14 protein-coding genes are annotated in these 14,151 nt (G+C 36.6%); 12 read left to right on the plus strand and 2 right to left on the minus strand.

Going from position 1 to position 14,151, the window contains the following annotated elements:
- Nucleotides 1-9: 9 nt before the first annotated feature.
- Nucleotides 10-708 (plus strand): ABC transporter ATP-binding protein, encoded by a 699-nt coding sequence (locus NRE15_RS01850; RefSeq protein WP_313793921.1) that lies wholly within the window; start codon nucleotides 10-12, stop codon nucleotides 706-708.
- A gap of 48 nt (nucleotides 709-756) precedes the next feature.
- Here the strand turns inward: NRE15_RS01850 and NRE15_RS01855 are convergent, their stop codons facing one another.
- Nucleotides 757-3,090, minus strand: coding sequence for an ABC transporter ATP-binding protein/permease (locus tag NRE15_RS01855; RefSeq protein ID WP_313793922.1), 2,334 nt, complete (start codon nucleotides 3,088-3,090; stop codon nucleotides 757-759).
- 109 nt (nucleotides 3,091-3,199) lie between these two features.
- Complete coding sequence (gene trhA, locus NRE15_RS01860) at nucleotides 3,200-3,841, minus strand: PAQR family membrane homeostasis protein TrhA (RefSeq protein ID WP_313793923.1); 642 nt, start codon at nucleotides 3,839-3,841, stop codon at nucleotides 3,200-3,202.
- 155 nt (nucleotides 3,842-3,996) lie between these two features.
- On the opposite strand from trhA, the gene NRE15_RS01865 reads away from it, so the two are divergent.
- From NRE15_RS01865 to hslV, 11 genes are all read left to right on the plus strand, one after another.
- Nucleotides 3,997-4,644, plus strand: coding sequence for a DUF2140 family protein (locus tag NRE15_RS01865; protein WP_313793924.1), 648 nt, complete (start codon nucleotides 3,997-3,999; stop codon nucleotides 4,642-4,644).
- A 10-nt stretch (nucleotides 4,645-4,654) separates the two neighbouring features.
- Nucleotides 4,655-4,870, plus strand: a complete 216-nt coding sequence (locus NRE15_RS01870; RefSeq protein ID WP_313793925.1) for a sterile alpha motif-like domain-containing protein — start codon at nucleotides 4,655-4,657, stop codon at nucleotides 4,868-4,870.
- A gap of 18 nt (nucleotides 4,871-4,888) precedes the next feature.
- Nucleotides 4,889-5,614 (plus strand): purine-nucleoside phosphorylase, encoded by a 726-nt coding sequence (gene deoD / locus NRE15_RS01875; RefSeq protein ID WP_313793926.1) that lies wholly within the window; start codon nucleotides 4,889-4,891, stop codon nucleotides 5,612-5,614.
- 11 nt (nucleotides 5,615-5,625) lie between these two features.
- Complete coding sequence (locus tag NRE15_RS01880; RefSeq protein ID WP_313793927.1) at nucleotides 5,626-7,080, plus strand: S41 family peptidase; 1,455 nt, start codon at nucleotides 5,626-5,628, stop codon at nucleotides 7,078-7,080.
- Nucleotides 7,080-7,673, plus strand: coding sequence for a signal peptidase I (lepB, locus tag NRE15_RS01885; RefSeq protein WP_313793928.1), 594 nt, complete (start codon nucleotides 7,080-7,082; stop codon nucleotides 7,671-7,673). Before NRE15_RS01880 ends, lepB begins: the two co-directional genes overlap by 1 nt.
- Before the next feature lie 16 nt (nucleotides 7,674-7,689).
- Entirely contained in the window at nucleotides 7,690-8,550 is an 861-nt protein-coding gene (ylqF, locus tag NRE15_RS01890; protein ID WP_313793929.1) for a ribosome biogenesis GTPase YlqF, read from the plus strand.
- Entirely contained in the window at nucleotides 8,543-9,328 is a 786-nt protein-coding gene (locus NRE15_RS01895) for a ribonuclease HII (RefSeq protein WP_313793930.1), read from the plus strand. Before ylqF ends, NRE15_RS01895 begins: the two co-directional genes overlap by 8 nt.
- A gap of 98 nt (nucleotides 9,329-9,426) precedes the next feature.
- Entirely contained in the window at nucleotides 9,427-10,338 is a 912-nt protein-coding gene (gene dprA / locus NRE15_RS01900) for a DNA-processing protein DprA (protein ID WP_313793931.1), read from the plus strand.
- A gap of 163 nt (nucleotides 10,339-10,501) precedes the next feature.
- Nucleotides 10,502-12,559 carry a type I DNA topoisomerase gene (gene topA, locus NRE15_RS01905; RefSeq protein WP_313794927.1) on the plus strand — a complete coding sequence of 686 codons (2,058 nt, stop codon included), beginning with the start codon at nucleotides 10,502-10,504 and terminating at the stop codon, nucleotides 12,557-12,559.
- Between the two features lie 134 nt (nucleotides 12,560-12,693).
- Nucleotides 12,694-13,623 carry a tyrosine recombinase XerC gene (xerC, locus tag NRE15_RS01910; protein WP_313793932.1) on the plus strand — a complete coding sequence of 310 codons (930 nt, stop codon included), beginning with the start codon at nucleotides 12,694-12,696 and terminating at the stop codon, nucleotides 13,621-13,623.
- Entirely contained in the window at nucleotides 13,620-14,144 is a 525-nt protein-coding gene (gene hslV / locus NRE15_RS01915; RefSeq protein WP_313793933.1) for an HslVU peptidase proteolytic subunit, read from the plus strand. The genes xerC and hslV overlap by 4 nt, the downstream gene beginning before the upstream one ends.
- The last annotated feature ends 7 nt before the right edge of the window (nucleotides 14,145-14,151 follow it).

Consider the following 14,151-nt stretch of genomic DNA (forward strand, 5'->3'; position numbering starts at 1 on the left):
GGGCTTAATTTGTCTATAATAACGGTTGAAAATTTATCAAAATCTTATGGTAGTCAATTGATTTTGAATAATGTTAATTTTGAAATCCACGAAAAAGGCATCATTGCACTAATTGGTCCAAATGGATCTGGTAAAACAACATTAATTAATAGTTTATTGAACCTAACCAAAATTGATAAGGGAACAATTACGATCCTTGGGTCATCTCATGATAATATTGAGATATTTAATAAAGTTAGTTTGTTAAAAGATTATACTGTTTTGTATCCTTATTTAAGTGGGTGGGATCATTTATCATTTGCAGCTAATGCTTATAAATTAGATAAAGAAAGAGTAGATTATGTTATTAATAGGCTCAATATCCAATCATTTATTCATAAAAAAACGAAAACCTATTCCTTAGGTATGAAACAAATACTTTTGATTGCGTTAGCTATTCTAAATGATTCCCAATTAATGATTCTAGATGAACCATTAAATGGTTTAGATCCTTCAAGAATTATTGAAATCCGTGAATTACTGATTGCTTTAGCCAAGGAAGGGAAAACTATTTTTCTATCTTCTCATACTTTACTGGAAGTGGAAGTTATGACTAAGCATGTTTTATTTCTAAAAGAAGGAAAATTATATGAAGAATGGTTAGATAAAGAACCCAACTATTCGTTAGAGGAACGTTACCGTGAAATTTTCCTAATGAACGCTCAATAATGCAAAACCTGTCGCCATCATTCTGATAGCAACAGGTTTTTTTATTTTCTAATCCATCCTTAAAGCCTCAGCCGCATCTAAATTAGCTGCCATACGAGCCGGAATATGCCCTCCAATGACGGTTAAGACCGTGGAAATAATGATTAAAATAACCGCATGCCCTGGATCTAATTGAGCAACATTAGTTAAACTAGTAAGATTTTCAATTGCAACATTAATAGGGTAGGTCAATAACCAAGCAATGACAACCCCTAAAATCCCCGAAGAAATCCCCAAAATAAATGTCTCCGAATCAAACACACGGGTAATATCTTTTTTACGAGCTCCTAAAGCTTTTAAAATACCAATCTCTTTCGTCCGTTGAATCACGGAAGTATAAGTAATTATCCCAATCATAATCATACTGGTTACCAACGAAATCGCAGCAAATGCTACCAAAGCATAGGTAATAGCATTCATCAAACTGCCTGTTAAGCCACTCACAACACTGGCAAGGTCATTATACAAGACTTGATCTTCTTGCTCTTTTCCTTCGTTCCAAGCATCTAAATAAGCTAAAATTTCATCCTTTTGTTCAAAATCGTTGGGGTAAATATAAATAGATGAGGGAATAGCGTCACCGCCTAACATACCTATGAACGTATCGCGAGCAGAACTAGATTCAAATGCTTGATTAGTCATGACGTTGTTATCAGAGGCTTCTTGAGCTAAAACAATATTGGATGCTTCATTGGCTTGTAACATTAATTGATTCAAGCCATCACTATAGGCAATACCCGGTGATAGCAAGGCTAACGTATCTTCTTCAGGTGCTCTTAAAATCCCAGAAATTCTTATGGTAACATTGTTTTCAGCCTTATATACTTCAGTTAAATCATCGTTTGGAACAAATTGATTGTTCGGTAATTCCATGTAATAATCATTATTTGCGACTAATTGCATTTCTGTTCCAATGATTTCATCAAAATTCAGTGTGTCATCTTCAGTGACATCAAAGCCTAAATTGGTTAACCCATAAACATTGGTGGTATTATCCCGATCGATAATTAAAACAACATCCGTTGCTTCGCTCGGAAATTCGCCAGCTAATAAATCATAATTTTCTTGTGAAAAGTCCGTCTCATTACCTTGACTATCAGTCGGAAAAGTATTTAAACCAACACCTGTCATTGAAGTAGCCATATTACCTCTATCCATCTGAGCTTCAGGATTTTCATTCGAAAATTGTACTTGTTGAATGTCACCATCGACTTCACGCAACAAATTTAAGTTTAAATTACGACTAAAGCCGATATTATTAACTAATTCAGGATCGATGTTCCTGATATAATTAATATATTCTTCATCTAAGGGATTGGTATGTATAGCAGCCTCAGAAACATCACCCACTGCAATGACTTCCTGACTATCTGGAAATTCTTCCCGTGGTTCATAATCTGAGAATACAGTGGGGTCGCTGGCAAAAGAGGCTATCGTTATTGGAAACTGACTTAAGGTTTGGGTTTGGGTTCGATTAATTTCATTTTGGAAGCCGTTGGATAGGGATAATACCACACCAATACTAATAATCCCTATGCTCGAGGCAAATGCAGTTATTGACGTTTGACCTTTTTTTGTCTTTAGATTATTCCAAGAAAGTTTCAAAGCGGTCCAATAACTTAATTTGGTTTTCTTTAATTCAAAATTTTGCGTAGGCTTGGCTCCATCATAAGGATGATTATCGGTTACAATTTGTCCATCCCTGAATTGAACAATCCGATCAGCATACTGGCGAGCAATTTCATTGTTGTGTGTTACCATAATAACTAATTTTTCTTTTGACAACTCTTTGATCAAATCCATTATTTGAACACTGGTTTTTGAATCTAGTGCACCCGTAGGTTCATCACATAACAAAATGTCTGGATTGTTAACTAATGCACGTGCAATAGCCACCCGTTGCATTTGCCCACCTGATAATTCGCTCGGTTTTTTATACATATGATCTTCTAAACCAACTTTTGTTAAAGCGTCCTTACTCATTTTATCCCGTTCATCTTTAGGGACATTACTGAGCGTTAAACCTAATTCGACATTTTCAAACACACTTAAATGATTAATCAAATTATAGCTTTGAAAAACAAAACCAACTGAATTATTGCGATAAGCATCCCAATCATTGGCTTTAAAATCTTTGGTGGATTGATTATTTAGGATTAAATCACCACTATCGTAATGATCAAGTCCACCAATGATATTGAGTAGGGTGGTTTTACCAGATCCACTAGGTCCTAAAATGGCAACAAATTCTTGTTCTCTAAAAGTGATACTAACAGAATCTAATGCGGTGGTGATAATACTCGGGGTTTTATAGGTTTTTACTATTTTATCAAGTTTTAACATGTGTCCACTCCTTGTGATGGTTCATCATAATAAAACCATCATAATATTTTAGACTAAACTAAAAATAAACAAAGAAAAACTCGATGAAAAAATCATCGAGATATTTTATTTAAACATAAAGATAAATTGAAAAGAACATTAAGCCGGCACCTAGCATAACAAACAAGTGCCAAATGACATGCATCCAAACATTGGATTTTTTGCGGTAAAAGATAGTTCCTACTGTATAAGCCACACCACCCAATGCCAGTAAGATAATGCCATTGAGATGAACCGATCTAAAAAGAGGAACAATTAATAAAATACCCATCCAACCTAAAGCTAAATAGAGGTAAGTACTCAGCTTAGGCCATTTATTAATATTCATCATTTCAAATATAATTCCTGCTAGGGCTAACGCCCAGATAATCCCCAAAAATAAATAACCCTGCCAACCACCGATAGATATCATTAAGTAGGGTGTATAACTGCCTGCAATTAATAAGTAAATCGCAGCATGATCGAGACGTTGAAACAAATCGCGATATTTACTGAAAGAGAAGCTATGATATAAAGTCGAATTTAAAAATAAAATAAAAAGACTTAAGCCATAAATAAAGTAAGCAATAATGGCTGTTAACGACCCAGCCGCAACCCCTTTATAAACAAGTAAACCAATAGCAACTAAACTTAAGATAGCAGCAATACCATGTGTTGTAGCATTCAATACTTCTGCCGTAATAACACGTTTTCTAGTTAATTGTTCGTCCATGTAACTCCTCCTTTATGCTAGTATCATATCATAATAAAATTTTTTTTACTTGATATATCGATGAAATATTATTTTTCTTAAAAACTTTTTTCAATCGATTTCTGAAAAATGCATGAACATGCTATAATAGCATTAATGTGACTAAGAGGTGAATTATGACAGAAAAGCGTCGAACAAAATCTAAAGGATGGGGTTGTTTATCGACTTTATTCTTAGCTTTATTAATTAATGTCTTTATTATTGCAGGTGGCTACTTTTATATTAATCAACAACTAAAAAATGCTAGTCATCCAATTGTTGAGACATCTCTGGATTCTGTGGTAGAATCGGGTAATGAGTCGATGGAATTGATTTTGAATCGGACAATCGTCAACCGTTTATTTAGTGAAATGTTAGCATCAATGAATGACAATAACTTGGGGCTTTCCATCAATTGGGTTGACGATCACATAAGTGCTACAGCCCAAATCAATCAAAATGGTTTTCAAGTCCCGGCTGATATTTTAGCGGACGTGACGATTTCTAATGAAAATTATTTAGTTATAGAGATTGATTCAATCCATGTCGCCGGGATACCCTTGCCGGTAGATTCAGCTTATGAAGCATTTGCCAGTCAAATTAATTTACCGAGTGGCGCAACCTTTTCAGCGACGCAACCCCAGATTATATTAAATATCAATCAATTTGAGGGGGTTGATCCGGCCTATACAATTATTCCTAAGTCGGTTGACTTAGCCAATGATGCCTTGGTGGTTGAGATTCAATATGATGCCACGACCCATCCGATTATTTATTTTAACTAAGGAGCCTTTTATGCAAACTACTTTTTATACTTTTATCAAGCGTTATGTTGATTATGACGCTGATGATCCTATGAGTCGCTTAGCCAATACAATTAGTAAAGATATGGCTTTTCCTAAACAAAGCCAAGATTTTGATGAAATTTCCACCTATATGGAACAGTCTGGCGCATATGGTCGTTTAATGACCGTGTTTGATGAAGCTTGGCTAAAATATACGAATATTTAAGAAAAGAGAGTGACAGAGATGAGTGTACATATTAATGCTGAAAAAGGAGCTATTGCTCCAATTGTTTTATTCCCAGGTGATCCCTTACGTGCTAAATTTATTGCAGAAACCTTCTTAGAGGATGTTACCCAATACAATACCGTGCGTAATATGTTTGGTTACACTGGAACTTATCAAGGCGTTGCTATATCTGTTCAAGGATCTGGTATGGGAATTCCATCAGCAATGATTTATGCCGAAGAATTGTATCAATCTTATGATGTGGATACGATCATTCGGATTGGTTCAGCTGGAGCAATGAAAGAAAGTGTTAAAGTGAGAGATATTGTTTTCGGTCAAGGAGCAACCACCGATTCGGCGATCTTAACCAATATTTTTGATCAACAAGTACATTATTCGGCCATTGCTGATTTTACTGTCTTAGATACTGCATATCATATTGCTCAAACAATGCTTCCTAAAGAAAATATTCATGTCGGTAATGTATTGTCATCTGATCGCTTTTATAATGAAGAAATGGATAAGATGAAACTGGCGCGCTATGGTGTCTTGGCAGTTGAAATGGAAGCAGCAGGCTTATATGCTGTGGCTGCCAAACATCAACGCCGTGCATTAGCTATGTGCACCATTAGTGATCATATTATTACAGGTGAAGAAACAACTGCTCAAGAAAGAGAACAGACTTTTACGCAAATGATGGAAATCGCACTTCAAACAGCCGTTAAACTCTCAGAGGCAAAATAAGGAGATGTAGCATGAAAAAAAGTCTATTAAAAAAACCCATGAAATGGATCAATGTTGGTCTAGCTTCAGCAGCTCTACTAGTAGCTACAAGTCAATCGATGACAGAAGTTGAAGCACTCAACTGGTTATTCCCTGATAATAGTATTCCTGAAGAACAACAATTGACAGATGAAGATATCGATATGATTCGTGAAGTGTATAATACGATTCAAATCAATTATATTGAAGACCTCGAAAAGAATGATTTACTTGAAGGTGCTTTAAAAGGAATGGTTAATGCAATTGGTGACCCTTATTCGGAATATTTAAATAAGCAAGAATCTACGTCCTTTGATGATAGCATCGTTGGTTCCTTCCAAGGAATTGGTGTACAATTTATGTCCCAAAATGGCAATATTACAGTCATTAGTCCTATTGATGGCACACCAGCAGCTGAAGCGGGTATTCAACCCAACGATATTATTTTAGAAGCCGATGGCCAAGAATTAACGAATATGGATACCAATCAAGTAGTGGAATTAATACGTGGACCAGAGGGAACAGAAGTACAATTAAAAATCCAACGTGGTTCTTCAACTTTTGATATTACTTTAGTACGTGCGGAAATTCCTATTATTAGTGTAACTGGTGAAATCGATGAGGCGAACACCAATATTGGTAATATTCGTATTAGTCAGTTTTCTGCGAATACTTACGATGAATTAGTGGAAATTATTACTAATTTGCGTAATGAAGGCGTTGAACGCTTCGTATTTGACCTAAGAGCCAACCCGGGCGGTCTATTAAATCAAGCATTAGCATTGAGTAATATGTTCGTTGAAAATGGCGATGTGATTATGCAAGTAGAAGAAAGTAATCGTGAACCCGATATTTTTGTGGGTGATGACCAAGCCTATGGCGACTTTAAAGTGACTGAACCTTATGTTGTTCTAATCGATAACGGGAGTGCGAGTGCCAGCGAAATCTTAGCAGCTGCCATTAATGAAAACACCGATCGTTTATTGATTGGGACAACAACATTTGGTAAAGGAACGGTCCAAAATATTACCAATGAATCAGATATTGGTGAGTTGAAATTGACGATTGCCAAATGGTTAACGCCAAATGGTACCTGGATACACGATACAGGTGTTAGTCCAGATGTTACGGTAGAAGCTGAAGCTTTAGCTACCGCCTTACTGCTTAACACAAATGAAGAATTAGTTAGTGGTCAAAGTTCAGAATTTGTTCAAAGTTTATCTTTAATCTTAAATACCTTAGGCTATGAAGTGGATAGTCAAAATTATTTCGATGACCGTATGGAAGAGGTTGTTAAACAATTCCAAACAGATAATGGCTTAGAAGCAGATGGTATCGTAACAGGAGATACTGCTCAAGCTTTAAATGATCAAGCTAGAGCCTACTTAGAAGAAAATGATGTTCAATACGATAAAGCGGTTGAACTGTTACTAGAGGAAGATGCTTAATGCAATTGCTCAAAAATTTAATGGTTGAAGTAGTGAATGTTGTCTTTTCAATTGTTGTTGCCGTCATCTTATTCTTATTAATTCGAGATTATATCGTTCAACCTTTTCAAGTTGAAGGCCATTCCATGGATAACACCTTGGCCAATGGTGAACAAATGCTAATGTTTAAACAAACAACCATCGATCGTTTTGATGTCATCGTCTTCCCAGACCCAATGGGGTCCGGAAGTTCTTATGTTAAACGTGTCATTGGTTTGCCTGGCGATTCTTTAAGCGTGATTAATGATGACTTATATATCAATGGGGCATTAGTTGAAGAACCTTATTTGGAACCTTTAAAAAGTCAAACAATCGATCCATTCACAGCTGATTTTTCCCTATGGGATACCTTAGGTGTTGAAGTGATACCAGAAGGCTATTACTTTGTGATGGGGGATAACCGCCCCAATTCAGGTGATAGTCGTCAGTTTGGTTTAGTACCCATCGATAGTGTTGAAGGAGAAGCTAGTTTTATTTATTATCCTTTTTCTGAGTTTGGTCAATTGGACAACTATATTTTAGAAGCCGATGGTTCAACTGTATCACTAGATTAAAAGAGGTGGAAAGAAAATGAAAACAATCCAATGGTTTCCAGGCCATATGGCTAAAGCACGCAGAGAAGCCACTGAAAAGATAAATCTGGTTGATATTGTCATCGAATTAGTCGATGCACGTTTGCCTGAGTCAAGTCGTAATCCCATTATCAATGAAATAATTGGTAATAAACCAAGAATAATTGTTTTAAACAAAATGGATATGGCAGACGGAGCCATTACCGACTATTGGTTAAACTATTACCAATCAAAAGGTATCCGCGCGATGGCTATCGATGCCCAACATAACAAAGGGCTTAAACAATTACAAACCCAATGTCGCGAAATCATGCAACCCTATTTTGATAAAAAAATGGCTCAAGGTGTTAAACCTCGAGCCATTCGTTTGATAATTTTAGGCATTCCCAATGTGGGTAAATCAACCTTAATTAACCGCTTTGTTGGTAAAAACCAAGCCCAAACAGGGAATAAACCTGGGGTGACCAAAGCGCAACGTTGGCTTAAATTTGAAAAAGATTTTGAATTATTAGATACACCGGGTATTTTATGGCCAAAATTTGAAGATCCCCAAGTTGGATTAAAACTAGCCGCAAGTGGAGCGATTAAAGATCAATTATTAGCGATTGATGAAATCACTTTATATGTATTAGATTTTATGAAGCAGTATTATCCGCAGCGTTTGTTGGAGCGTTATCAATTAACCGCAAGCGATTTAGATGATCAATCAACAACTGATTTGTTCATTCAGATGACGGCTAAATTTGGCTACCAAGATGACTACGAACAAATGGGTCAGCGAATCTTACACGATTTTCGTCAATTAAATTTAGGTCGTGTCAGTTTAGATAGACCCAATGAAGAGGCTAGCCATGCATAAATTAACCCTAAAAGAAATTGATCAATTATTAGCCAACACCGATGAATTAAGTGATCCTCTTTTTGAGGAAATAGCTTTAGATACACGTTTAGGTGCAAAAAAATTGATTGAAAAACATCAAAATCGTCTTTTAACTAACCAACAGCTGTGGAAGAAGCATGAGGATCGTATATCTTTTGAAAAGCAAATTACGGCTGCTGGTTATTTCTATATTGCCGGTGTTGATGAAGTTGGGCGTGGGCCATTAGCAGGTCCAGTTGTTACCGCAGCCGTGATTCTTGATTACACGGATAAATCATGGATTGGTATCACCGATTCCAAGCAATTGACGCCTACTAAACGAAAAAGTTTTAGTGATTTAATTAAATCCAAAGCCATAGCCTACTCGATTGCCGTCGTTGATTCCACCACCATCGATCGAATCAATATCTACGAAGCCACCAAAGTAGCTATGGTTCAAAGTGTTCAGCAATTATCCATTCAACCGGATTATTTACTGATTGATGCCATGACCATCAATAGTTCGATTCAACAAATGTCACTAGTAAAAGGTGATCAACGGTCGCTTTCAATTGCAGCAGCCAGCATTATTGCCAAAGAATTTCGAGATGATTTGATGGTTGAATACAGCCAGATGTATCCTGAGTTTGGTTTTGATAAACATATGGGCTACGGAACCAAACAACACCTCCATGCGATTCAGCAATATGGGGTAACACCCATTCATCGCCAATCATTTGCTCCGGTTGCGCAAGCTACTAAAACATATAAAAAGTAGTGATTTTTTTAGAATAATAAGTTTTTGTTAAAAATGAAAAAATAAAAATGGCTTTCGTCTTTTTTGGTGTATTTATTAAAAAAGAGGAGGTTTTTTTTATGTTACTTTCAGCCAAAGAACAACTCATTGCCCTTAGTCTCAAGGATTTTTCCTATAAGGAACTGTTTAACTATTTAAATTATCTCATTAAAACGGAGATGAGTGATATCAGTATTTCAGTGAATGATATGCTGAACAACTTGCATGTATTAGCTAAACGTGATTTAATAAGTCTTAATTCGCAACTGACCTTTAACGCTCTTATTAATTTAATGCCTCAAATTGATTCATTACGCCCAATGACAATCATGTTAGGTGAAACTCTATATCCCGAATTATGGCTGAGTATCCCGCAGCCACCTATCCTTATTTTTTATAAAGGAAACATTAATCTGCTGCAAGCTAAGCGTGTTTCAGTTATAGGCACCCGTAAAGTGACATATTACGGTGAAAAGGCTACGGAACAAATTGTTAAATTATTCGTTAACCATCAAATACAGGTTGTTTCCGGTTTAGCTAATGGGGTTGATCGAATTGCGCATGAAACGGCAATGAACTTAAAAACACAATCAACCATCGCGATTATCCCTACAGGCTTTGATGAATACTATCCCTATAATAATGCCAATCTTCAGGATGAAATTGCTTATGACCATTTATTATTAAGTGAATATCCACCTTTAGCTCGCGTGAAAAAACATCATTTTATTATGCGAAATCGACTCGTTGCCGGTCTATGTAATGCCGTCATCGTGATTGAGGCGGCCAGTAAAAGTGGGAGTTTAATTACAGCCAATTATGCTTTACAATTCAATCGTGAATTGTATGTTTTACCCGGTCGGATATTTGATGAGCAGTCGCAAGGTTGTAATGAATTATTAGCCTTAGGAGCTAACATGATAATTAGTCCACAACGATTAGTCCAAGATATTCTGACACTTAATGAAAACCAGTCGAAGTATCCTAATTAGTTGAAATCCTATACTTTTTAATGCACTAATTTGTGTATTTTTTAAACGGATAAAATTTTATTGTTTGACAAGCATTTAACTTTCATCTAATATTAGTTCGATTTTACATTTACAAATATTACATAAAATATCACAGAGATTTTTGAAAGGGGCGTGATGAATGATGGCCATTAAGAACTTAGTCATCGTCGAATCACCAACAAAAGCCAAAACCATCAACAAATACCTTGGCCGGAATTATAAAGTTGTTGCAAGTAAGGGACACTTGCGCGATTTACCTAAAAGCAAAATGGGTGTCGATATTGAAAATAATTTTGAGCCGCATTATATTAGTATTCGTGGTCGGGGCGATACGATAAAAGAATTACGTAAATTAGCCAAACAATCCGACCGTGTTTATCTAGCAGCCGACCCGGACCGTGAGGGAGAAGCGATTGCATGGCATCTCAGCTATTTGTTGGATTTGCCAGAAGGTGAAGAAAACCGGGTTGTCTTCAATGAGATAACGAAAGATACCGTCAAAGAAGCCTTTAAACATCCTAGAAAAATTGATCAAAATCTCGTTGATGCCCAACAAGCACGGCGTATTTTAGATCGGATTGTCGGTTACTCCATTTCACCATTATTATGGAAAAAAATTAAAGGGGGCTTAAGTGCAGGCCGGGTTCAATCAACGACACTTAAAATTATTATTGATCGCGAGAATGAGATTCGCAATTTTGTACCTGAAGAATATTGGCTAATTCCAGCTGAATTCCAAAAGGATAAAAGTAAGTTTACAGCTAATTTTTATAGTTACCAAGGTAAACGTACCGAATTAGCCAATGAGACAATCGTGAATGAAATAATGGCAAACATTGACCAAACGCAACATTTCACGGTAACTAATGTTGAAAAAAGCGAACGTAAAAGAAAGTCCCCCAATCCTTATACCACTTCAACCTTACAACAAGACGCATCGAATCGTCTCAATTTTCGAACGAGTAAAACGATGATGATTGCGCAACAATTATATGAAGGGATTACGATTAAACGGACAACGGTTGGTTTGATAACTTATATGCGTACAGATTCAACCCGTATTGCACCTTCAGCGGTAAATGCTGCTAGTCAATATATTCAAAGTGAATATGGTCAAGCCTACAGTCATGCAAAAGGGCAGAGTGCCCAAGCTAATGGTGCACAAGATGCCCATGAAGCTATTCGTCCTTCGGATGTTACTTTAACACCTGAAAGTATTAAAGATTCTTTATCCAGAGATCAATATAAATTGTATAACTTAATTTGGTCGCGTTTTGTTGCCAGTCAAATGACTGATGCTGTTTATGATACCGTTAGAGCGGATCTAACCCAAAATAAGGTTGTCTTTCGAGCAAGTGGGTCACGGATAAAATTTGATGGGTTTTTAAAAGTCTATTCAACGGACTCAAGTAAGGATAATTACTTGCCTGAATTAACGGTGAATGATTCGGTTAAATTAACTAAAATAGAAACCAACCAAATGTTCACCCAACCGCCATCACGCTATACGGAAGCTAGCTTAATTAAAGTCCTTGAAGAAAAAGGGATTGGTCGTCCTTCCGCTTACTCACCAACTATTGAAACCTTACGTAAACGATACTACGTTAAATTAGTGAGCAAAAAGTTTGAGCCGACTGAGCTTGGTGAAATCGTTAATAATGTTTTATCCGAATATTTCCCTCAAATTGTCGACTCCGAATTTACAGCCGGCATGGAAAGCACCTTAGATGAGATTGAAGAAGGTAAGCGCCAGTGGGTAAGTGTGCTGGATGAATTTTACCAAGGCTTTGAAAAAGATCTTAAAAAAGCCGAAGTGAATATGGAAGAAATTAATATCAAAGATGAACCTGCTGGATTTGATTGTCCTGAATGTGGCAATCCAATGGTCATTAAAATTGGACGCTATGGTAAATTTTATGCCTGTAGTAATTTTCCTGAATGCCGTCATACTGAACCCATTGTTAAAAAAATCGGAGTGACCTGTCCCAAATGTCAAGAAGGACAAGTGATCGAGCGCGAATCGAAGAAAAAACGTATTTTCTATGGGTGTGATCGCTATCCAGCCTGTGATTTTGTTTCATGGGATAAACCCGTTGGGCGCGATTGTCCAAAATGTCAACATTTCTTAGTTGAAAAAACAAACCGTAAAAAACGTCAAATCGTGTGCAGTAACTGCGATTATGCTGAACAAGCCGAATAATATGAGGGTTGCATGAGCGTTTTATGGGATATTTATTAATAAAATCTTTAAATTTTAATATTTAAGTCCTTAGATTGATGTCTAAGGGCTTTTTTTGTAGTATGATAATACTAGTAGATTTTTGGAGGGATAGAATGGAACAGTATATTGAGTTGTTTATCCAATTTCTAGATGTTGAAAAACGGTATTCGGCTCAAACAATAACAGCCTATTCGAGAGATTTGTCCGAATTCAAGCAATTTTTGGATAGTACAGGTTCCACTCGTTTAACTGATATTCAATATACGGATATTCGTTTATATGTGGCGCATTTAACCGAACATGGTTATGCCCGCACATCAATCGCTCGAAAAATTTCTAGTTTACGTTCATTTTTCAGATATGCCATTCAACAAGAATGGATCGAGCAAAACCCGGCTGAATTAATGAATTATAAGAGCAAGAAACAACATTTACCTGATTTCTTTTATGAATCAGAAATGCAAGCAATCATTGAAGCCGCCAAGGTGAGTAAGCTACCCAATCCACAAAGAAATTTAGCTATTATTGAACTTCTTTATGCGACGGGTTTGCGTGTAAGTGAATTAGTGAATTTGACGCTTGAGCAAATACAAACAGATATTCAATTAATCCGCGTGATTGGTAAGGGAAATAAGGAGCGCATTGTGCCGATTGGGGATGCTGCTATGCAAGCAATTGAAACCTATCAAAACACAGAACGACCTCTTTTATTAAAACTAAACCTAAACCCCACCGCTAATAAATATCTTTTTTTATCCGATAAAGGAAAAGTCATCACCGCCGACCAAGTTCGGCATATTTTAACGAAAATCGTTGAGGAAGCATCCTTAAATTTGGATATTCATCCCCACAAGTTGCGACATACGTTTGCGACGCATTTATTGAACAACGGCGCCGATATGCGTAGTGTTCAAGAATTATTGGGTCATGCTGATTTAAGTTCTACACAAATTTACACACATGTAACTAAAAGTCAATTGCGGCAACAATATTTACAAGCACATCCACGTGCTAAACGATTAAACCAGGAGGATATAGAATGACAACAATCTGTGCAGTAAAAAAAGAAAATCAATTGGCAATGGCAGGCGATGGACAAATCACTATGGGTGAATCCGTTATTATGAAAGGTAGTGCTAGAAAGCTACGCCGTATTTATAATAATCAAGTCGTTGTTGGTTTTGCAGGTGGGGTGGCTGATGCCATTACGTTATCTGAAATGTTTGAAGAAAAACTTCAAGCCCACCAAGGTCAATTAAAACGAGCCGCTGTGGAAGTAGCTAAACAATGGCGTACGGACCGGAGTCTGCAAAAATTAGAAGCCTTATTAATTGTAATGAACGAAGAAACTTTATTGTTAGTTAGTGGGACAGGGGAAGTTATTGAACCTGACGATGGCATATTGACGATTGGATCAGGCGGTAATTATGCTTTAGCCGCCGCAAGAGCCTTATTACGCAATACAACTGATTTGTCGGCTAGAGACATAGCTGAACAAGCCCTTAAAATTGCTAGTGAAATTGATATTTTTACCAACGACAATATCATCGTTGAAGAAATTTAATAGGAAG

The sequence above is a fragment of the Fundicoccus culcitae genome, from assembly GCF_024661895.1.
Taxonomy (GTDB): domain Bacteria; phylum Bacillota; class Bacilli; order Lactobacillales; family Aerococcaceae; genus Fundicoccus_A; species Fundicoccus_A culcitae.

Coding starts and splice junctions, on each gene's coding strand:
- NRE15_RS01855 (WP_313793922.1), bottom strand. CDS start 3,090: ATGTTAAAACTTGATAAAATAGTAAAAACCTATAAAACCCCGAGTATT.
- trhA (WP_313793923.1), bottom strand. CDS start 3,841: ATGGACGAACAATTAACTAGAAAACGTGTTATTACGGCAGAAGTATTG.
- NRE15_RS01865 (WP_313793924.1), top strand. CDS start 3,997: ATGACAGAAAAGCGTCGAACAAAATCTAAAGGATGGGGTTGTTTATCG.
- NRE15_RS01870 (WP_313793925.1), top strand. CDS start 4,655: ATGCAAACTACTTTTTATACTTTTATCAAGCGTTATGTTGATTATGAC.
- deoD (WP_313793926.1), top strand. CDS start 4,889: ATGAGTGTACATATTAATGCTGAAAAAGGAGCTATTGCTCCAATTGTT.
- NRE15_RS01880 (WP_313793927.1), top strand. CDS start 5,626: ATGAAAAAAAGTCTATTAAAAAAACCCATGAAATGGATCAATGTTGGT.
- lepB (WP_313793928.1), top strand. CDS start 7,080: ATGCAATTGCTCAAAAATTTAATGGTTGAAGTAGTGAATGTTGTCTTT.
- ylqF (WP_313793929.1), top strand. CDS start 7,690: ATGAAAACAATCCAATGGTTTCCAGGCCATATGGCTAAAGCACGCAGA.
- NRE15_RS01895 (WP_313793930.1), top strand. CDS start 8,543: ATGCATAAATTAACCCTAAAAGAAATTGATCAATTATTAGCCAACACC.
- dprA (WP_313793931.1), top strand. CDS start 9,427: ATGTTACTTTCAGCCAAAGAACAACTCATTGCCCTTAGTCTCAAGGAT.
- topA (WP_313794927.1), top strand. CDS start 10,502: ATGGCCATTAAGAACTTAGTCATCGTCGAATCACCAACAAAAGCCAAA.
- xerC (WP_313793932.1), top strand. CDS start 12,694: ATGGAACAGTATATTGAGTTGTTTATCCAATTTCTAGATGTTGAAAAA.
- hslV (WP_313793933.1), top strand. CDS start 13,620: ATGACAACAATCTGTGCAGTAAAAAAAGAAAATCAATTGGCAATGGCA.